Genomic DNA, 18,994 nt, shown 5'->3' with positions numbered 1-18,994 from the left:
GCCGTCAGGCGGCCTGCTGGTGGACGCCATATTTGCGCATCTTCTCGATCAGCGTCGTGCGCTTCAGCGTCAGCAGGCGCGCGGCTTCCGAAATGATGCCGTCGGCCAAGTCGAGCGCGACATGGATCTGTTCGAGCTCGATCGTTTCGATCTCACGCTTGAGGTCGATCGGGCGGCCCGGCGCCGGCGTCTTCGCCGTCGGCGCGGCCGAAGCAAAAGGGGGGGCAGCAAAATCTTCCGCGCCGGCCGAAACTGCGGCAGGGCTGCTCGGGACGGCGTACCGCGGTGCAAATGCCGCGGTGGGGTTCAAAAGCATCGCGACATCGTCGGCGCCGAGCGTCTCGCCGCCATGAAGAACGCTGGCGCGTTCGACGAAATTCCTGAGCTCGCGCACATTGCCCGGCCAGGCGTGCTGCATCAGCAGCGCCATCGCGGCATCGTCGTAGCGGCATTTGGCGTCGGCCGGCATCTGGCGCTGGAAGTGGCGGACGAGCGCCGGAATATCCTCGACGCGGCTGGCCAGGCTGGGGACCTGGAGCACAACCACGCCGAGCCGGAAGAACAGGTCTTCGCGGAACTTGCCGTCGGCGATCGCGGCGCCGAGATCCTGATGGGTGGCCGAAATGACGCGGACATCGACGGCCTTCACTTCGCTGCTGCCGACACGGACGATCGTCCGCTCTTCGAGCACGCGGAGCAGTTTCACCTGCATGTCGAAACGCATATCACCGATTTCGTCGAGGAAGAGCGTGCCGCCCTCGCTCGCTTCGAAATGGCCGATGCGACGGGCATGGGCGCCGGTGAAGCTGCCCTTTTCATGCCCGAAGAGTTCGGATTCGATGAGTTCGCCGGGGATGGCGCCGCAGTTGATCGCGGAGAAGGCCTTGCCCGTACGGGCGCCCTCGTCGTGGATCGCCCGGGCGACCAGTTCCTTGCCCGAGCCCGACGGGCCGCAGAGCATGACCGAGGCGTTCGAACGCGCCACGCGGCGGATCATCTCGCGCAGCCGGCAGGTTGCCGGGCTCGACCCGATGATCAGCGCTTCGAGCGCTGCGTTATGATTGTGCCCCAGTGTCATTTTACTCTCCACCGCACCGCCCGCTCGGTGCCCCTTCGATGGACTCAGCAATTGACGAAACTGGTAAACAAAAGCTTATCGCCCGTTCACTAAGTCTTTCAAAACAAAGCAATATCGCCAGATTGGAAGTATCGGGCGCGCAAATACGTTAACCATCTCCGATATACTGCCAAACTGGCGCTAATTGCCGACGCTCCGCCAACCGAGCGTGATCGAGATGCGGCGATTGCGCGGATCGAATCGGTCCGACGGGACATAGGGCTCGCGGTCGGCGACCCCCTCGATTCGCGCGAACCGCTCCGACGCGATGCCGCGAAACTCGAGATAGTGGCGCGTGACCTCGGCGCGATCGACCGACAGACGCCAATTGTTGGTGCCCGACTTCGCCGACCAGGGCGCGGAATCGGTGTGTCCTCGGACCATCACCCGGTTGGGCACTTCGGAAACCAGCGCCGCGACCTCGGCGAACAGCTTCGCACCGGACGGAGTTAGCTGGCTGGTGCCGATCGCGAACATCGAGACATCGGCATCATCGACGATGTCGATGCGCAGCCCTTCCAGCGTTTCGGTGAAGCGCAGGTTGCGCGCGAGACGCTTTAGGTCGGCGCGGCTCTGGAGCCGATCCTTCAGCGACTGGGCGAGCAGGTTGAACTTCTTCGATTCGGCTTCGCGCTCGCGTCCCGACGCCTCGCGCGGTCCGCCGACCGCGTCGCGCGGGATCGTCATCGCGCGCGTGCCCGTCTGCGCGGCGCCATGCGGATAGCGGTCGGCCGCCACCAGCGAATCGCCACCGAACAGGCCGGTCGATCCCGCGGTTTCGGTTTTGGTCTGGACGATCGTCGGCGCGAAATAGTCGGCGAGCGCCTTGCGCTGCGCCTCATTGGTCGCGCCGAGCAGCCACATCAGGAGAAAGAAGGCCATCATCGCGGTAACGAAGTCGGCATAGGCGACCTTCCACGCGCCGCCGTGATGGCCGCCATGCGCCTGCTGGATCACCTTCTTGACGATGATCGGGCGCGGCGGCGTGTTCGGGCGCGCGGCCATCAGCGACCCCGCATCCCGTCGAAGACTTCTGCGAAGCTCGGCTGGTTATGATGATCGACGCCCGAGCGCGCCGCCTCGATCACCAGCGGCTGCGGATGGCCGTGGAGCGAGGCGATGATCAGCTGCTTCACCGTGTGATAGATGGCGCCGTCGCTTTCGATCACCGTCTTGGCGCGCGTCGCGAACGGACCGACGAGGCCGTAGGCGAGCAGCACGCCGAGGAAGGTGCCGACCAGCGCCGAGCCGATCATCGCGCCGAGGATCGCCGGCGGCTGGTCGATCGAGCCCATCGTCTTCACGACGCCGAGCACCGCGGCGACGATGCCGAGCGCCGGGAGCGCGTCGGCGAGACTCTGCAGGCCTTCGGCGGGCTTCAGGCTGTGGTGATGATGGCTCTTCAGCGCATTGTCCATCACCTCCTCGACCGCATGCGGATCGAGCGTTCCCGACGACACGACGACGAGGCGCAGCGTGTCGCAGATCAGGTGGACGAGCGTGTCGTCCTTCAAAAGCTTGGGATATTGCTGGAAGATCGTCGAATTCTTCGGATCCTCGATATGCGGCTCGACCGCGACCGGGCCTTCGGTGCGCATCATCTTCATCAGCGTCGAGACGAGCAGGATGCAGTCGAGATAATCCTGCTTCTTGTATTTCGGACCCTTGAACACCTTGCCGAGCCCGCCGGCGAGCGCCTTCAGGTCGGCGCCCGAATTGCCGATGATCAGCGAACCGAGCGCCGCGCCGCCGATGATCAGCATCTCGTGCGGCAGCGCGTGCATCACGGGGCCGAGGTTGCCCCCGGTCAGCGCAAAGCCCCCGAAGACCAGCAGGATCAAGACGACGATGCCGACAACGGGGAACATATGTGCGCAACTCCATTCGGGACCCGGCTGTCGAGGCCGGCCCCCGCGAACTCAGGCCCCACTAACTCAGGGACGTCTTGATGTTTAACGGCAGCGGCGCCGCAAGATTGAGGGCCGTCAGCTCAAAATATCGAACAAGGTCTGTCGGTTGATCTTCGCGAAGGCCGCCTGCGCGGCGCTGAGCGTCAGTTCCTGGGCGTTGAGTTCGGCGATCGCGATCGACAGGTCGGTATCCTCGACCACCGATCGTTCGTCCTTGAGCGTGATCCCGCGCACCGCGAGGCTGTCGCCGATGCGGTCGAGGCGGCCGCCCGACAGGCCGATCTTGGCATGTTCGTCGGCGACGTGGCTGATCGCGTTGGCGAGCGCGCCGAGCGATGCGTTCATTCCCGCCTCGTCGTTCGCCGCGACCGCCGCCGCGGCGTCGCGGATGCCCGTCGACAGGCTGTTGCCGCCGACGACGAACACGTCGGCCGCCGACGGCACGGGCGCGAAGGTGAGGTCCGAATCGAAGCGCATCACGCGCGCGGCGCCGGCGGCGAACACCGGCTCGCCGTTCGAATCGCGGGTCGCCGCCAGCGCGTCGAGCTCGTCGGCGATCGTCCCGAGTTCGGCGGCGATGGTGGAGCGGTCGGCGGGGTTCGCCGTATCGCTCGTCGCGGCGATCGTGAGTTCGCGCGCGCGCGACATCAGGTCGCTCACCGATTTCATCACGCCATCGGCCTGCGACACGAGCGCCGAGGCCGCGTTGATGTTCGACGACCAGGCGGTCATGCTCGCCTGCGTCGTGCCGATCGTCGCGATCCGCCGCGCCGCGACGGGATCGTCGGACATGCGGAGCAGCTTCTTGCCGCCCGAAATCTGGATCTGCGTCCGCTCGAGCTGTTCGGCGAGCTTTTGTTGGCGCGCGATTTCACGCGTCATGCGGTTGCCCACGGCGTTGATCATGATCCTGCCCCTTCCTTAGAGCGAGCTGAGCAATGTTTGCATCGTTTCGCGCGCGACCTGGATCGTGCGCGCCGCCGCCGAATAGGCTTGCTGAAAGCGCAGCAATTCGGCCGCTTCCTTGTCGAGATCGACCTGGCTGACGCCGTCGCGCGCGGCGGCCGACGCATCGGCACGCGTGGCGGCGGCGGCATCCTGCGCGCGCGCCGACGCGACCGTCTGCGCCTGCGACGCCATATGGCCCGACCAATGCGCCTCGGGATCGTTCGCCCCGCGCATCGCGCCGAGCGCGAGCATATTGCCGTTGCCGCCCGACGCATCGGCGACCGCGACCTGATCGGGGGCCAGCGTCGCGGCGGTCAAGGTCGCGGCGCTGGTGCCGGTGAACAGCGGCTGGCCCGGATTGCCGTCGGCATCGATGCCCGCCTGATGCGCGGCGTTGAGCTGGGTCGCGAAACCGGTCGCCATCGTGTCGAGCGCGGCGCGCTGGTCGGCGACATGATTGGCCCCTTCCGCGAGCCCGGCGAGCGAGCCGGTCGAGATCGCGAGCGGCGAGCCGCCGACGCTGTACGACAGGCGGCCGTCGGCGGCGGCGGTCACCGAAATCGGGTTCACCACCCCGCCGCCGACGAGCAGGTCGCCCGATCCGGCGGCGCGCAGCGTCACCGCGCCATTGGTGTCGAAGGTCGCGCTGACGCCCGCCTGCGACGATAATTTGTCGAGCAATCGGTCGCGCTCGTCGAGCAGGCTCGCTTCATTGGTCGACCCGGGGCGCGCCTTGCGCAGCCCGATGTTGATCTGTTCGAGCGCGCCCAAATTCGCGTTGAACGTGTCGACCTCGCTCGCGGCGGCGCCCTCGATCCCCTCGCCCATCTTGTCGAGCTCGTTCGCGGCGGTGCGAAACCCCGATGCGATGTCGTCGGCCGACTGGAGGAACTGGGCGCGCAGCGTCCGGTTCGACGGGTCGGAAGTCAGCTGGTCGGCGGTCGTATAAAGATTGGTGAGGCCGGTCTTGATGCCGTTCGTCTCGTCGCTCAATGCGCCTTCGACCTTGCCCAGCCAGTCGAGTTTCGTCGCGGCGCGCTCGGCATCGCCCGAGGTAAGGCGCGAATCCTCGATCAGCCACGCATCGACCGAACGGTCGAGGCCGCGAATATCGACGCCCCCCGGGTTGGTGTTGCCGCGATAGAAGATCGAATTGCCGCCGCCGACGGCCTCCATCATCTCGAGCCGCCGCCGCGCATAGCCGGGCGTCTGGGCGTTGGCGATATTGTCGCCAATCGTCGAGAGCGCGCGCGAATAGGCCTTGAGCCCGCTGTAGCCGATGCCGAGCAGGTCGCTCACTGCACGCCTCCCCCGGCGCGAGCGGCAAGCCCGCCAAGCTGGCCGCGAAACTGCTGCTCGACCATGTCGGCGATACCGAATTGGCGCATCGAGGCAAGGCTGTCGGCGGTGCGCGCGTCGGCCATTTCGCGGAAATTGTCGGTCGCGCTCGACCCGAAGATGTCGTCGGCGAGCTTCGCCTGCCGCATCGACGCCATCAGCTGGCGCAGGATCACGGCTTCGAACGCCTCGGCCGCCTTGCGCAGCCCGCCATCGCCGCCACCCGCCGCAGCCGGAGTCGGGGTCGCTGTCGGCGTCGCGCCGACGGAAGAGATAGGTGTCGTCATATGATCACCAGTTCCGCAGTGAGCGCGCCGGCCTGGCTCAGCGCCTCGAGGATGGCGACAAGGTCGCCGGGAGCAACGCCCAGCCGGTTGATCGAATCGACCAGTTCGGAGAGCGAGGCATTGGGGTTCATCAGAAAGGCCGGGCCATAATTTTCGGACACCTCGATCTCGCTCGACGGCTCGATCGCGGTCTGGCCCCGGCTGAACGGCGCCGGCTGGACGACCATCGGCGATTCCTTGATCGACACGGTGAGCTTGCCGTGGCTGACCGCGGCGGTGCCGACGCGGACCGCGCCGTTGATCACCACCGTTCCGGTGCGCGCGTTGACGATCACCTTCGCCGGCGGTTCGGCGCGCGTCACGCCGAGATTCTCGATCTTCGACATCAACCGCATCCGCGCGTCGCCGTTCCCGCTGGCGCGGATCGCGATGCTCGCGCCATCGATCATCGACGCGGTCCCGGGGATCGCCGCATTGATCGCGTCGGTGACGCGCTTGGCGTTGGTCGCGTCGAACTGATGGAGATTGAAGGTCAGCCAGTCGCTGGTCGCGAAGCCGGTGTCGACCGCGCGTTCGACCGTCGCGCCGCCCGCGATACGCCCGCTCGACGGCACATTGACCGTCAGCTTCGACCCGTCGGCGGCATCGACGCCGAGCCCGCCGATCACCAGATTGCCCTGCACCATCGCATAGATCTGCCCGTCGGCGCCATAAAGCGGCGCGAGCACGAGCGTGCCGCCGCGCAGGCTCTTCGCCTTGCCGATCGCCGACACGGTGACGTCGAGGCGCTGGCCGGGTTTCGCAAAGGGCGGCAGCTCGGCGGTGATCATCACCGCGGCGGCGTTCTTGAGCGCCGGGTTCACCCCCGGCGGCAGCGTCAGGCCAAAGCGCGACACCGCCCCCCGCATGCCGAGCGTCGAATAATCGAGACTGTCGTCGCCGGTGCCGGCGAGGCCGACGACAAGGCCATAGCCGGTCAGCTGGTTCGCGCGCAGGCCCTGGAACTGGCCCATGTCCTTGATGCGCTCGGCGTGCGCGGGCGCCGCGAAGGCGAGGCCCGCGAGCAGCAGCGCGAAAAGGGTGAACAGGGTCGGACGCTGGGTCACTTCAAATTCCTCTGTCAGAAGGGGCTGATGATCGAGAAGAAACGCTGCAGCCAACCCTGCCGGCTCGCGCGGGCGATCTCGCCCTTGCCGACGTAGCGGATGTGCGCATTGGCGACGCGCGTCGACAGGACGCGGTTGTCGGGGCTGATGTCGATCGCTCGGACGATGCCGGAGATCTGGACGCGCTCGTCGCCGCGGTTGAGGGTCAGGAATTTCTCGCCCTTCACCAGCATCGTGCCGTTGGGATAGACGGCGGCGACGGTCACGCTGACCTCGCCCGACAATGCGTTCGACTGCGACGCCTCCCCCTTGCCCTTGAACTGCTGGCCGCCGCCCATGCCGATGTCGCTGGGGTCGAACAGCGACAGCGGACCGGTGGTCGGCGGGGAGAGGCCGATATCGCCGTCGCGCTGCGTGCCCGCGGCATTGCTCTTCGTCGCGGCGGTGCGCTCGACGAGCTGGATCGTGATGATGTCGCCGACGAAGCCCGCGCGCCCGCCCGAGGTGAGCGGCACATAGGCGCCCTGAAAGATCGAGCCGTTCGCCGGCGGCGGCGGAGGCGGCAGCGGCATCGAAGCCGCAAAAGCGTCGGGCGGCAGCTTGTCCTTCGCCTGCGCCGCGATGGGCACGAGCGCCAGTGCGAGCATCGCCAGCTTAGAGAGTCTGCGACGCATTTTTCATCATCTCGTCGGTGGCCGAGATCATCTTCGAATTGACCTCATAGGCGCGCTGCGTCTCGATCATGTCGACGAGTTCCTCGACGACATTGACGTTCGATCCCTCGAGCATGCCGCCGCGCAGCGAGCCGCGGCCTTCCTCGCCCGCACCGCCGACCAGCGGCGCGCCCGAGGCCTGCGTTTCGACGAGCATGTTGCCGCCGATCGCCTGCAGCCCCGCCGGGTTGGCGAAGCGCGCGATCTCGATCCGGCCGAGTTCGAGCGCGGTGCCGTCGGCGGCGGTCGCCGACACGGTGCCGTCGAGCCCGATCGTCACATTGCTCGCATCCTCGGGAATCTGGATCGCGGGGATCATCGGCTTGCCGTCCGAGGTTACGATCGTGCCGTCGGGGGCGCGGCCGAAATTGCCAGCGCGGGTATAGCCGATGCGCCCGTCGGGCATTTCGATCTGGAAATAGCCGGCGCCGTCGATCGCGACGTCGAGCCCGTTGCCCGTCGTCTGGAACGCGCCCTGCGTATCGATGCGCGCCGTGCCGTTCAATGCGACGCCGGTGCCGAGGTTGAGCCCCGTCGCATAGCGGTTTTCCGCCGTCGAGGGCGCGCCCGCCTGCGTCATCAACTGATAGCTCAGCGTCTCGAAGCTCGCGCGATCGCGCTTGAAGCCCGTCGTGTTGACGTTGGCGAGGTTGTTGGCGATCACCTGCATCCGGAAGCCCTGGGCATCCAGACCGGTCCGCGCGACGTGCAAGGCACCGATAGTCATTTCATATTCTCCTTAACGGGGGAGCTGCATCAGATTGGCGGTCGCGCTGTCCATGTCGCGCACGTCGCTGATCATCTTCAATTGGGTGTCCCAGCTGCGGCTCGCCTCGATCATCTCGACGAGCGCGCTGGTGGCGGTGACGTTCGATCCTTCGAGCGAGCGGGTGAGCAGCCGCGCTTCGGGATCGTCGGGCAATATGCCCTCGCCCTTGACGCGGAACAGGCCGTCAAGCCCCTTGGCGATCTCCGACCCCGTCGGGGTCGCGAGCCGCAGCCGGTCGACTTCCTGCGGATTTTCGGGATCGCCGCCTTGCGGCACGACCCACACCCGGCCTTCCTGATCGATGCTGATCGCGTCGGCGGGCGGGATCGTCACCGGCCCCTGACCGCCCTGCACGGGATGGCCGTCGCCGGTGGTCAGCAGCCCGCTCGGCGAGATCTGGAGGTCGCCGCGCCGCGTATAGGCCTCTTCGCCGTTCGTCGCCTGCACCACCAGCAAGGCGTCGCCCTGCATCGCGATATCGAGGTCGCGGCCCGTCTGCGTGACGGTGCCGGCGCGCATGTCGGCGCCGAGCACTTCCTCGGACGCCATGGCGCGCGCGTCGAGCCCGCTGCCGTCGAGCCACAGCGACTGCGCATTGGCGATGTCGGCGCGAAAGCCCGGCGTCTGCGCGTTCGCCAGATTGTTGGCGATCGCCGTCTGCCGGGACATGCTGCCCCGCATCGCGGTAAGGCTGGTATAGATGAGGCGGTCCATCTGGTTTCTCCCGGCAAGCGGCGGTCAGCGGCGCGTCAGCGCATGCCGATGATCGTTTGGGTCAGCTGCGACGCGCCCTCGATCGCCTTGGCGTTGGCCTGAAAATTGCGCTGCGCCGACATCAGCATCACCAGTTCCTCGGTGATATCGACGTTCGAGCGTTCGAGCGCGCCCGAACGGACCGCGCCCATCGAGCCGCTGGTCGGGCCGTCGATCGTCGGCGGGCCGCTTTCGCCCGTCGACTGCCAGTGCGCGTCGCCGGTCGGGCGCAGGCCCGACATTGTCGGGAAGGTCGCCATCGCGACCTTGCCGAGCGTCTGGCCTTCGCCATTGGCAAAAGTCGCGGTGACGAGGCCGTCGAGGCCGATCGACACATTGACCAGCGCCGAGGCCGGGTCCGACGGCGCGCCTGTGGGAAGCTGGAGGTCAAAGGCGCCGGCGAGCGTGTTGCTGGTGACATTGCCGTCGGCATCGACCGGCAGCAGCTGCAGCTTCGCGCCGGTCGTGTCGATGACATAGCCGTCGGGGGTCGGTTCGAACGAACCGTTGCGCGTATAGGTGATCGCTTCGGTCGGCGGGTTGCCCTTCACGATGAACAGACCCTCGCCGACGATCGCCATGTCGAGCGTCTTTTCGCTCGCCTCATACGAGCCCTGCGTGAACTGCTGGGTGATGCCGTTCAGGCGCGTGCCCTGGCCCGCGATCGTCTTCGTCGATTGGGTCGGCGACGAAGCGAAGATGTCGCCGAACTGCGCCTTGCTGCGCTTGAAACCGACCGAGCCGGCATTCGCGATATTGTTCGAGATGACCGACATATCGGTCTGCGAAGCCTTGAGGCCCGAAAGCGACGTATAGAATGACATGGACTTATCCTTCCTGGGTGGTGGGGACGGGCGCCGGGGTGGCGGCCTTGATGTCTTTGAGCAGCTGCGTCTGCGCGGTGAGCTGCTCCGAAATCTGTGCGAGCACATTGTTCGTTTCGCTGATCCCGGCGAGGCTCGAGAATTGCGCCATCTGGGCGACCATCTGCTGATTATCGACCGGGTTGAACGGATCCTGCTGCGACAGCTGCGCGGTCATCAGGCGCAGGAAATCACCCTGATCCATCTGCTGGCTGGTGCCCTTGGGGTGGATCACGGGGTTGTTGTTGGTGATGCTGTTGACGCTCATCTTACTGTCCCATCCTGAGGGTTTCGTTGATCAGGCCCTTCGCGGTTTCGAGGACCTGGACATTGTTCTGATACTGGCGCGCGGTCTCGACCATCTCGACCAGCTCGGCGGCGCTATCGACCGCGGCTTCCCAGACATTGCCGTCGGCGTCGGCGAGCGGATTGGTGGGGTCGTGGCGTTTCGACGGCGCCATTTTCGAGGTCGTGACCTGATCGATCTGGACCGTCGCGCGGCCGTGGTCGTCCATCACGGTGCGGAACACGGGCTTCAGCGAGCGGAAGGCGCCCGCCTCGCTGCCCGCGACCGTCCCCGCGTTGGCGAGGTTCGATGCCGTGGTGTTCAGCCGGACGAGCTGCGCCGACATCGCGCGGCCGCTGATGTCGAAGACGGAGAAATTGCTCATCGTCATTCGCCCTTCAGCGCGCGCGACAGCGTGTTGATACGGCCGCTGAGGAAAGAAAGGCTCGACCGATAGGCGAGCGCGTTTTCGGCATAGGCGGTCTGCTCGGTCGCCATCTCGACGGTATTGCCGTCGAGCGACGCCTGAACGGGCACGCGATATGCAATCGCGCCTTCGGTCGAAGCGCCCTGCTGCGCGAGGTCGAGCGCCTTGGCGAAGTCGATGTCGCGCGCCTTGTAATTCGGCGTCGCAGCGTTCGCGATGTTCGACGCGAGCATCATCATGCGCTGGCTGCGCAGCTGAAGCGCCGTCGCATGCAGGCCAAAGAGTTTCTCGGATGCCATCATCCCGTTCCTTCCATTGCCGCCCACCGGCGGCGGCCTTTCATCCCGGGCCCGGCCAGCTGGCATGGACGCGCGGAAATACACCAAGGCAGGATGCAATGGCCGTGCCAAAAGTATTTTTTCCTTATAATTCAGTTAGTTATTGAGATCGTGCGGCGGAACCCGATTGCCCTCGTCAAAAAACCGACGATGCCGCGCGCCCTCCAGCAAAACCGCGCGTCAAACCGCGACTGGCACGCTTCCTGCAAAATATCGGGAGACCCAAATCATCGGGCGAGCCAACCGGACCGAAGGAGATCGACCTTGTCCCGCAAAATTCTCGCCGGCCTTGCCGCCTGCGCCATCGCCGCCCCCTATGGTGCCGGGGCCCAGCAGGCGACCGAAGACTGGCAATCGATCGATGCGCTGACCGCAACGGTCGCCAACGCCTTGGGCCGCACCGCGACGCCGATCGATCGCCGCATCAAGCTCGCGCGCTGTCCCGAACAGGCGTCGATCACCGCGATCGACGCGCGCACGCTCGCAGTGCGCTGCGACCCGCTCGGCTGGCGCCTGCGCGTGCCGATGACGGGTCCCGTCGATGCCGTACCTGCGGCCGCAGGCTATGCCCGCCCCGCGCAGAGTGCCCCCGTGATCCGCCGCGGCGACAATGTCCGCGTCACGATCGACGCCCAAAGCTATTCGATCAGCTATGCCGCGATCGCCGCCGAGGACGGCCGCGTCGGCGAGACGATCACGCTGCGCGGCGACGACAAAAAGTCGAAGTTCAGCGCCACCGTCACCGGTCCCGGCCGCGCCATCCTGCAAAACTGATCCTCACCCTCGCACCCCATTCATTGGCCCGGCCTGTCGGCTTTCCGACGGCGCCGGGCCTTTCTTTTGTTTTTTTCAGGCAAGCGCCCTTAATCGCCGCCGACACCGTCCGTTAAAGCCTTCGTGAACCGCGCCGTCACTTTTCTGACGGCACCGGATGGAGGCTTTTATGTCGGGTGACAGCAAGATCGGACCAGTCGGCGCCGCCAGCCGCGCCGTCCCGTTGCGCCGGGTCGCCAGCGAAAATGTCGCGGCGATGCGCACGCCCGCGCAGCTTCAACCGGCGCAGGAAAATCTGCCGGCCGCAAAGCTGACGCGCCTCGCCAGCAGCCTGGCCGACCAAGCCCCGCCGGTCGACGTTGCGCGCGTCGCCTCCCTGCGCACCGCGATCGCGAACGGCAGCTATGGTGTCCACCCCGCGATCATCGCGAGCGCGATGCTCGACTTCCATGGCCGCGGGGCCGAATGATGCTGGCGCAGATGGAAGAGGTTCAGGCGCGGCTCAACACGCTTGTTGGCGCGCTCGACGGGCATGATGCCGGCGCGATCGTCGCCGCGACCGAAGAACTGGCCACCGCGGTGATCCTGTTTCGCGGCGCAGCGGTCCCCGCGGGTAGCGAACATCGCGCGCGCGCGCTGATCGGCCAGACGCTGAACCAGCTCGAAGCCGCCGCTGTCCGCGTCAACATCTTGAAGAACTGGACGCGTCAGAGGATTGACAAGAGCCACGACATTCGCGGCACGCGACCGCGAGGCGCGGCTTTAAGCTACTGATAACCTAACAATTTACGCGCCATCACGGAAAATGGCACGATGATTGCTTTTGGTCTGCTGAACAAGCGGAACCAAAGCCATGAACGCAATCAACAATCCCCAGAGCGCCAACCGCATCGCCGCACCCGTGCTCGACGCGGTGCAGAGCGCGTCGGCGCGATCGGGAATTGATTTCGACTATCTGTTCGACGTCGCGCGCGTCGAGAGCGGCTATAATCCCGCCGCCCAGGCGTCGACCTCGTCGGCGCGCGGCCTCTATCAATTCACCAAACAGACTTGGCTCGCGACGCTCGACCGCCATGGCGCGAACCACGGCCTCGCCTGGGCCGCCGATGCGATCGGCCGCGATGCGTCGGGCCGGCTGAGCGTCGCCGACCCCGCGCTCCGCCAGCAGATCTTCGACCTGCGCGACGATCCCGCCGCCGCGTCGAACATGGCCGCCGCGCTGACCGGCGACAATCGCGCCTATCTCGAAAGCCGGATCGGCCGCGGCGCCGAGCCCGTCGACCTCTATCTCGCGCATTTCCTCGGCAGCGGCGGCGCCGCCAAATTCCTCGCGGCACTCGAGGCCAATCCCGATCAGCCCGGCGCGTCGATGATGCCCGAGGCCGCGGCCGCGAACCGGTCGGTCTTCTATGCCGCCGACGGCAACATGCGCAGCCTCGCCGAGATCCGCGAACGCTTTCGCGTAAAGCTCGAAGAGGGCGGCAAGATCGAAAATATGAAGCCCTTCGCTCCCTCGAGCTGGCACGCGCAGGCGAGCAGCTCGAGCGGATTGGCGAACGCCGGCGGGGGTCGCCCGCCGCTCCAGATGATGGATATTCAGCCTATGCCCAAAAAGCTCTCGATGGGCTTTGCCGCCGATGCCTATCGGCGGCTCGCGTCGCTTTCGGGAGGCGCGGCATGACCGCCGGCTTCAACCTTCGCAACATCGGCCGCATCGCCAGCGTCTCGGCGTTGCCGGCGGGGATGCTGATCGTCGTCGGGCTGATGGTGATCCCGGTTTCGCCGCTGATCCTCGACATCAGCTTCGTCGCCAACATCATGATCAGCCTGTTGATCCTGATGGTCGCGCTACAGGCGTCGAAACCGCTCGACTTTTCGGCCTTTCCGACCGTGCTGCTGCTCGCGACCTTGTTCCGCCTCGCATTGAACGTCGCCTCGACGCGTGTCGTGCTCGTCCACGGGCATGAGGGGACCGCAGCGGCGGGCCATGTCATCGAGGCGTTCGGCCAGGTGCTGATCGGCGGCGACTATATCGTCGGCCTGTTCGTCTTTTTCGTGCTGATGATCATCAACCTGATCGTGATCACCAAGGGCGCGGGCCGCGTGTCCGAAGTGTCGGCGCGCTTCACCCTCGACGCGCTTCCCGGCAAGCAGATGGCGATCGACGCCGATCTCAACGCCGGGCTGCTCACCCCCGAAGAAGCCAAGGCGCGCCGCGTCGAGGTCGGCACCGAAGCCGATTTCTACGGTTCGATGGACGGCGCCTCGAAATTCGTGAAGGGCGACGCGGTCGCTGGCCTCTTGATCCTGTTCGTCAACATCGTCGGCGGGCTGATCCTCGGCATCTTCAGCCATGGGCTCAGCCTGTCCGAAGCCGGCAGCACTTACATCACGCTGGCGATCGGCGACGCGCTCGTCGCGCAGATTCCGGCGCTTTTGCTCTCGATCGCCGCCGCCGCGATCGTCACCCGCGTCTCCTCGCCCTTCGACCTCAGCGGCCAGATCGGCAGCCAATTCTCCTCGCCCGTCATCTGGATGGCGGTCGGCGGCATCCTCTTCATCCTCGGCCTCGTTCCCGCGATGCCGCAGATGCTGATCCTGCCCGCCGCCGCGCTCTCCTTCGCGATCGGCTGGCAGCTCCGCCGCGCCGAAGCCGCGGTCGCCGGCCTGCCTGAGCCCGCCGCGCCCGCGCCCGACCCCTCGCTCATCGAATGGGCCGACGTCAGCGACGCGAGCGCGTGCCAGCTCGAGATCGGCTATGCGCTCGTCACCCTCGTCGACGAACGCAAGGGCTCGCCGCTGATGACGCGCATCACCGGCATTCGCCGCCAATTGTCGAAGGAATTGGGCTTCGTTATCCCGCCGGTGAAGGTCAGCGACGACCTGTCGCTGCCCGGCAACGTCTATCGCATCTCGGTCGCCGGGGTGATCGTCGGCGAGGACGAGGTCTTCCCCAACGAAATGCTCGCGCTCGATTCGGGCGACCTCGTGCGCCAGGTCACCGGCCGGCCATGCAAGGACCCGACCTTCGGCCTCGACGCGCTGTGGATCCCGAAGGCGATGCAGAATGACGCGATCGCGGCCGGCTATACCGTCGTCGACCCCGCCACCGTCGTCGCGACGCACCTCAACAACAGCATCGTCGGATCGGCCGCCGAGCTGTTCGGCATCGACGATGCGCAGGCGCTGATCGACAATCTCAAGACGCATTATCCGCAGCTCGCGCAGAATCTCAGCCCGCAGGGCTATGCGCTGCCGCGCGTCGCGAGCCTTTGCAAATCGCTGCTCGTCGAGCGCGTGCCGCTGCGCGATTTCCGCAAGATCGCCGAGGCGATGGTCGCGCTCTCAGCGCAGCAGCTCGGCGAAATCGACCTTGTCGAAGCGGTGCGCCAACGCATCGGCGCGCTGATCGTCCAGACGATCGTGCCGAGCCGGATGCCGCTGCCCGTCGTCACCTTCAGCCCCGAGATCGAGATGCTGCTCAACCAGGCGGTGCGCGCCAATCCCGCCGCCGAATGGCCGTTCGAGCACGGCATGGCGATGACGATCATCGAGCAGGTCGGGCAGGCCGTCGAACCGCTGCTGCTCCAGACGCGCAGCTTCGCGCTCGTCGCCTCGCCGATCTGCCGTTCCGCCCTCTCGCGCCTCGTGCGCGCCACTTTCCCTGATGTCGCGGTCATCTCCTATCTCGAGATTCCGGCGACCAAGCAGACCGAAATCGTCGCGACGATCGGCGCCGAAGTGCCGCGCCTCGCGTCCGGGCTCGACGCCCCCATGGAGGACCAAGTGCATGAGAATTGAGCCCGCCGAGCAATTTGCCGCGAGCGGCCGAGCGCCGGGTACGCGCGGCTATGGCGAAAGCGTCGAGGCGCTGGTCGAGGAATATGCGCCGCTAGTCCGCAAGATCGCGTGGCAGGTCTTTTCGCGCGTGTCGCGGACGAGCGAGCTCGACGACCTGATTCAGACCGGGCTGATCGCGCTGATTGAGGCGAGCCGCCACTATGAGGAGCGCGGCTTCGCCTTTGCCACCTATGCGACGACGCGCATCCGCGGCGCGATGATCGACCAGCTGCGCCGCGAAGCCGATGTCGGCCGCTCGGCGATGGTCGCGGCGAAGCGGATCCAGGCGATGCGCGGCGCGCTCGAACAGCAGTTGATGCGCGCGCCGACCGCGGCCGAGATGGCGGTCGCCTTCGACATGTCGGCGGAGGATTATTTCGCGCTCGAACGCAATGCGACGCACGGCCGCTCGACTTCGCTCGACGAGCTGACCGACATCGGCGCCTTTCTCGCGGCCGACGACGATGCCGGCGCCGACGAACGCTGCGAGCAGGAGGATCTGATGGGGGCGCTGCGCCAGTGCGTCGGCCGCCTGTCCGAACGCGAGCAGATGGTACTCCAGCTCTATTTCTTCGAAGAGCTCAACCTGCACGAAATCGGGCTGACGCTCGACGTCAGCGCGGCGCGCATCTGCCAGATCAAGCGCGAGGCGATGATCAAGGTCGACCGGATGATGAAAGAAATGACCGAATAGGAGGGACCGGGTGCGGTGCGCGCGACCAGTCGCCCCCGCACCCGATCCCAAGGGTTGGAGCCCTAGGCCGCCAGCGGGGGGAAAGCCTGGCGGACGTCGCCGATCTTTTCGAAATAGCTCGCCATGCGCTCGGCCCCGCCGTCGCTCAGACGCACGATCGTGCGGCGGCGATCGCGTTCGTCGATCGAGCGATACACCAGCCCGCGCTGTTCGAGCGATGCGATCATGCGCAGCCCCGACGACAGCGGAACCCCCGCGCCGGTCGCGAGATCGCTGGCGCTGAGCACGCGGCCGTGCGCGCCCGCGAGCATCAGGTCGAGCATCATGTCCCAGACCGGCCCCGACATTTCGGCGGTGCCGAAATGGCTGCGGCGAATGCGCCGGATCTGGATGCTGAGCGACAATTGATCGAGCAGCCCCGCGCCCGCCGGCGCGTCGCCGCGGACGGTCTCGGCGCCGCGCGTGGCGGCGGACGGCGATTCTTCGCCGAGGCCCGCGAGCAGCTCGTGGATCTGGTTGACCCGCGATTTCAGCTCGGCAATTTCTTGGTTCGAAAATGGCTGCATGTGATGATGCCCCTGGGGAGCCACATATCAGGCCGTCACGTCATTCCGCCGACTGGACGACCCCGATGCGTAGATGATCAGCAACAGGATCGGATAGGAAATATACACCGAGAGCAGCGAATAGGGCCGCGCCAATATCTCCGAGAACATGAGCTTCTGGATATGGCCGAAAATGGCGATCAGCTGCCATCCGGTGATCCAGTAAGGCCAGAAACTCTGCGTCCGCATGGCGATGAACCAGAAGCTCATCAAAACCAGCACGTCGATGATGAAGATATTGACCTCGATGTTGGTCCAGGTCGGAAAAGGCGTCAAGGCCGTCGTGAGGACCGAAGCGATCAATGCCGTATAGGCTGCCCAGCGCTCGAGCGGTCCGCCGCGACGAATCGCGACGGCGACGGTGATGAGCAGAACGGCATAATAGATCGCCACGGACCACATTGTGGCAGTCAACCTTTCTTGCGGATCAGCCGGCCTTCGCGAACGCCGGCGCGTCGGCGCCCTGACGATCGTTGCTGCCTTCGTCGACCAGCTTCGCGCTCGCCGGCTTGACGCCCGCGCCGAACATGCGCGTGCCGAGGCCGACTTCCTTCTGCGTCACGGTCAGCGCCAGATGCGCGTCGGTCAACAGCTGGCGGACCTCGCCGGCAGCGGCGAGCGCCTGCGCGACCTTCGCCATCGCTTCCTGGCCGACGATCGCCGACATGTTCGTCTCGCGGCGCGCGGTGGGCAGCGTCGCGGCGAGCTGGGCGATTCGGATCATCGCCTCGTCGATGGCGTCTTCGGCCAGATGCAGCTCGGAAGCGATTTTCTTCGCAGCAGAAACTCGTTGATTCAGCATCATCTTTTTCCTTGAAAAAGAATGCTACCGGTTCCCCCCCGCAGCATTCGTTCGAACATCAGGTCAGAACGCGACCGAGTCCGACAAGGATCGAATAGAGGGCGGAAAAAGCCAAAATCGTCGCTACTGCGATCAGGATCGGCCAGATTATCCTTTCCATCAACCCATGCCGGTTGGCCGGCTGGGACGCGGTAGGAAATGGCGAACCAATGTCGAAAAATCGCCGAAACGAACTGCGCCCCGCTTCGGCATCGGCGGCCGGGGGAACCTCGCCTAGGTCGATCAATTGATATGTCAAAGGCTGATAAGGGGTAACATCATCGAAGACACCGTTAACAGCGAGTATACGCGCCGCTTCGATTCTGTTGGAAACATTAAGTTTTTTCAACACGCGACGCACCCGTTCGTCGACGGTGTGCGGTGATACGTGCATCAGGCGAGCGATCTGCTTGGAATTTTTGTGCTCGTAAACGTGCCGCAACGTTTCAATCTGCGCGGCGGACAGCAGGCTGAGGTAATTGTCGGGGTCGCCTTGCACGCGGGTTGGAATAGAGCATCACGAGTCGAAATCAAGGTCGGTAGCCAGCTAATTTCCCGTCCGGCCCATATTCGGCCCCGCCGCGGCGCCCGATTCGTTCCGCTAACGACTCTCTTTCAAGCCGCGATAGCGCTGGATCGACTTTTCGATGTGCCGACGCGCGGCGCGGCGCGCGGCGACGGGGTCGCCCGCCTCGATCGCGACGACGATCGCTTCATGGTCGCGGTTTATCGTGTGCGCATAACGCTGGTGCCGGACCGGATCGTCGCCTTGCAGATAGAGCCGCCGCGACGGCACGAGCCGCACGCCGAGAAATTGGGTGAAGCGGAGGTAATAGGGATTGCCGGTCGCGCTGGCGATCGCGGCATGAAAAGCGGCGTCGGCGGCGACCGACGCATCGACGTCGCGGCTTTCCTCCATCGCGTCGAGCGTCCGGCGCAGCGCCGCGAGATCGGCATCGGTCCGCCGCCGCGCCGCGAGATCGGCCATCTCGACCTCGAACCCCATGCGCATTTCGAGCAGCCGCAGCACATCGTCGATCTCGCCGATTTCCTCCGCCGTGACCTGAAAAGCGCGATATTGCGCGCCGTCGGGGACATAGGCGCCCGATCCGCGCCGCGACACCAGCAGCCCGCGCGCCGCGAGCCTTGAATAAGCCTCGCGCACGACGGTGCGGCTGACGCCGAACGTCTCGGTGATCTCTTTTTCGGTCGGGAAACGCGATCCGACGGGCATTTCGCCCGTCTCGATCTGCTCCTCGAAACGCTGGACCAGATCATCGGCCAGCGATGCCGCCTTGGTTACCGCCATGGATGCTGCGTTATCATCGCGCCGCGAAGCTGACTAGGGCCAGTGCCCATGAATTACGCGTTCGACGTTGAGGCGT

Annotated in this window: 25 protein-coding genes; 6 read left to right on the top strand and 19 right to left on the bottom strand. The window is 65.8% G+C overall.

All coding sequences use genetic code 11. The annotated features are described in order from the left end of the window. Nucleotides 1-4: 4 nt before the first annotated feature. The 14 genes from GGR90_RS07085 to GGR90_RS07020 form a co-directional block, all read right to left on the bottom strand. Nucleotides 5-1,078, bottom strand: coding sequence for a sigma-54 interaction domain-containing protein (locus GGR90_RS07085; RefSeq protein ID WP_167920622.1), 1,074 nt, complete (start codon nucleotides 1,076-1,078; stop codon nucleotides 5-7). Between the two features lie 180 nt (nucleotides 1,079-1,258). Further along, the gene (locus tag GGR90_RS07080) at nucleotides 1,259-2,122 is read right to left on the bottom strand and encodes a flagellar motor protein MotB (protein WP_167920621.1); all 864 of its coding nucleotides are present in this window, start codon (nucleotides 2,120-2,122) and stop codon (nucleotides 1,259-1,261) included. Further along, nucleotides 2,122-2,985, bottom strand: a complete 864-nt coding sequence (gene motA, locus GGR90_RS07075; protein WP_167920620.1) for a flagellar motor stator protein MotA — start codon at nucleotides 2,983-2,985, stop codon at nucleotides 2,122-2,124. The genes GGR90_RS07080 and motA overlap by 1 nt, the downstream gene beginning before the upstream one ends. Before the next feature lie 117 nt (nucleotides 2,986-3,102). Then, complete coding sequence (locus tag GGR90_RS07070; RefSeq protein ID WP_167920619.1) at nucleotides 3,103-3,933, bottom strand: flagellin N-terminal helical domain-containing protein; 831 nt, start codon at nucleotides 3,931-3,933, stop codon at nucleotides 3,103-3,105. Nucleotides 3,934-3,948: 15 nt separating this feature from the next. Next, the gene (gene flgK / locus GGR90_RS07065) at nucleotides 3,949-5,274 is read right to left on the bottom strand and encodes a flagellar hook-associated protein FlgK (RefSeq protein ID WP_167920618.1); all 1,326 of its coding nucleotides are present in this window, start codon (nucleotides 5,272-5,274) and stop codon (nucleotides 3,949-3,951) included. Beyond that, nucleotides 5,271-5,600 carry a rod-binding protein gene (locus GGR90_RS07060; protein WP_167920617.1) on the bottom strand — a complete coding sequence of 110 codons (330 nt, stop codon included), beginning with the start codon at nucleotides 5,598-5,600 and terminating at the stop codon, nucleotides 5,271-5,273. The genes flgK and GGR90_RS07060 overlap by 4 nt, the downstream gene beginning before the upstream one ends. Then, a complete protein-coding gene (locus GGR90_RS07055) occupies nucleotides 5,597-6,706 on the bottom strand; it encodes a flagellar basal body P-ring protein FlgI (protein WP_342449902.1) in 1,110 nt (369 codons plus the stop codon). The genes GGR90_RS07060 and GGR90_RS07055 overlap by 4 nt, the downstream gene beginning before the upstream one ends. Nucleotides 6,707-6,720: 14 nt before the next feature. Beyond that, complete coding sequence (locus GGR90_RS07050; protein WP_167920616.1) at nucleotides 6,721-7,380, bottom strand: flagellar basal body L-ring protein FlgH; 660 nt, start codon at nucleotides 7,378-7,380, stop codon at nucleotides 6,721-6,723. Next, complete coding sequence (flgG, locus tag GGR90_RS07045) at nucleotides 7,361-8,146, bottom strand: flagellar basal-body rod protein FlgG (RefSeq protein WP_167920615.1); 786 nt, start codon at nucleotides 8,144-8,146, stop codon at nucleotides 7,361-7,363. Before flgG ends, GGR90_RS07050 begins: the two co-directional genes overlap by 20 nt. Nucleotides 8,147-8,158: 12 nt before the next feature. Beyond that, nucleotides 8,159-8,902: a flagellar basal body rod protein FlgF gene (locus GGR90_RS07040; RefSeq protein ID WP_167920614.1), complete on the bottom strand. Its 744-nt coding sequence runs from the start codon at nucleotides 8,900-8,902 to the stop codon at nucleotides 8,159-8,161. Between the two features lie 35 nt (nucleotides 8,903-8,937). After that, nucleotides 8,938-9,765, bottom strand: coding sequence for a flagellar hook-basal body complex protein (locus tag GGR90_RS07035; protein ID WP_167920613.1), 828 nt, complete (start codon nucleotides 9,763-9,765; stop codon nucleotides 8,938-8,940). Nucleotides 9,766-9,769: 4 nt separating this feature from the next. Beyond that, entirely contained in the window at nucleotides 9,770-10,072 is a 303-nt protein-coding gene (locus GGR90_RS07030; protein ID WP_167920612.1) for a flagellar hook assembly protein FlgD, read from the bottom strand. Nucleotide 10,073: 1 nt separating this feature from the next. Next, nucleotides 10,074-10,481, bottom strand: a complete 408-nt coding sequence (gene flgC / locus GGR90_RS07025) for a flagellar basal body rod protein FlgC (RefSeq protein WP_167920611.1) — start codon at nucleotides 10,479-10,481, stop codon at nucleotides 10,074-10,076. Further along, on the bottom strand, nucleotides 10,478-10,816 hold the full coding sequence (locus GGR90_RS07020) for a flagellar basal body rod protein FlgB (RefSeq protein WP_381448513.1): 339 nt from the start codon (nucleotides 10,814-10,816) through the stop codon (nucleotides 10,478-10,480). Before GGR90_RS07020 ends, flgC begins: the two co-directional genes overlap by 4 nt. A gap of 303 nt (nucleotides 10,817-11,119) precedes the next feature. Here GGR90_RS07020 and GGR90_RS07015 point away from each other — a divergent pair, with 303 nt between their 5' ends. From GGR90_RS07015 to GGR90_RS06990, 6 genes are all read left to right on the top strand, one after another. After that, nucleotides 11,120-11,629: a flagella basal body P-ring formation protein FlgA gene (locus GGR90_RS07015; RefSeq protein WP_167920609.1), complete on the top strand. Its 510-nt coding sequence runs from the start codon at nucleotides 11,120-11,122 to the stop codon at nucleotides 11,627-11,629. 169 nt (nucleotides 11,630-11,798) lie between these two features. Continuing rightward, nucleotides 11,799-12,098, top strand: coding sequence for a flagellar biosynthesis anti-sigma factor FlgM (gene flgM, locus GGR90_RS07010; RefSeq protein WP_167920608.1), 300 nt, complete (start codon nucleotides 11,799-11,801; stop codon nucleotides 12,096-12,098). Next, the gene (locus GGR90_RS07005; RefSeq protein ID WP_167920601.1) at nucleotides 12,098-12,403 is read left to right on the top strand and encodes a hypothetical protein; all 306 of its coding nucleotides are present in this window, start codon (nucleotides 12,098-12,100) and stop codon (nucleotides 12,401-12,403) included. Before flgM ends, GGR90_RS07005 begins: the two co-directional genes overlap by 1 nt. 79 nt (nucleotides 12,404-12,482) lie before the next feature. Beyond that, nucleotides 12,483-13,310 carry a transglycosylase SLT domain-containing protein gene (locus tag GGR90_RS07000; RefSeq protein ID WP_167920599.1) on the top strand — a complete coding sequence of 276 codons (828 nt, stop codon included), beginning with the start codon at nucleotides 12,483-12,485 and terminating at the stop codon, nucleotides 13,308-13,310. Further along, nucleotides 13,307-15,430, top strand: coding sequence for a flagellar biosynthesis protein FlhA (flhA, locus tag GGR90_RS06995; RefSeq protein ID WP_167920597.1), 2,124 nt, complete (start codon nucleotides 13,307-13,309; stop codon nucleotides 15,428-15,430). Before GGR90_RS07000 ends, flhA begins: the two co-directional genes overlap by 4 nt. After that, nucleotides 15,420-16,163, top strand: a complete 744-nt coding sequence (locus GGR90_RS06990) for a sigma-70 family RNA polymerase sigma factor (protein ID WP_167920595.1) — start codon at nucleotides 15,420-15,422, stop codon at nucleotides 16,161-16,163. Before flhA ends, GGR90_RS06990 begins: the two co-directional genes overlap by 11 nt. Nucleotides 16,164-16,225: 62 nt before the next feature. On the opposite strand, the gene GGR90_RS06985 is transcribed toward GGR90_RS06990, so the two are convergent. The 5 genes from GGR90_RS06985 to GGR90_RS06965 all read right to left on the bottom strand — a co-directional run bounded on the left by GGR90_RS06985 (nucleotide 16,226) and on the right by GGR90_RS06965 (nucleotide 18,918). Further along, nucleotides 16,226-16,729 carry a MarR family winged helix-turn-helix transcriptional regulator gene (locus tag GGR90_RS06985; protein ID WP_167920593.1) on the bottom strand — a complete coding sequence of 168 codons (504 nt, stop codon included), beginning with the start codon at nucleotides 16,727-16,729 and terminating at the stop codon, nucleotides 16,226-16,228. 27 nt (nucleotides 16,730-16,756) lie between these two features. After that, on the bottom strand, nucleotides 16,757-17,170 hold the full coding sequence (locus GGR90_RS06980; protein ID WP_167920591.1) for a hypothetical protein: 414 nt from the start codon (nucleotides 17,168-17,170) through the stop codon (nucleotides 16,757-16,759). A gap of 25 nt (nucleotides 17,171-17,195) precedes the next feature. Then, nucleotides 17,196-17,570 carry a hypothetical protein gene (locus tag GGR90_RS06975; RefSeq protein WP_167920589.1) on the bottom strand — a complete coding sequence of 125 codons (375 nt, stop codon included), beginning with the start codon at nucleotides 17,568-17,570 and terminating at the stop codon, nucleotides 17,196-17,198. Between the two features lie 58 nt (nucleotides 17,571-17,628). Beyond that, on the bottom strand, nucleotides 17,629-18,108 hold the full coding sequence (locus GGR90_RS06970; RefSeq protein ID WP_342449901.1) for a response regulator transcription factor: 480 nt from the start codon (nucleotides 18,106-18,108) through the stop codon (nucleotides 17,629-17,631). A 102-nt stretch (nucleotides 18,109-18,210) separates the two neighbouring features. Further along, the gene (locus tag GGR90_RS06965; RefSeq protein ID WP_167920587.1) at nucleotides 18,211-18,918 is read right to left on the bottom strand and encodes a FadR/GntR family transcriptional regulator; all 708 of its coding nucleotides are present in this window, start codon (nucleotides 18,916-18,918) and stop codon (nucleotides 18,211-18,213) included. Between the last annotated feature and the right edge of the window lie 76 nt (nucleotides 18,919-18,994).

Source organism: Sphingopyxis italica (genome assembly GCF_011926545.1).
GTDB classification, from domain to species: domain Bacteria; phylum Pseudomonadota; class Alphaproteobacteria; order Sphingomonadales; family Sphingomonadaceae; genus Sphingopyxis; species Sphingopyxis italica.
The sequence above is the reverse complement of the archived record's forward strand: the minus strand, read 5'-3'. Positions and strand labels throughout refer to the sequence as shown.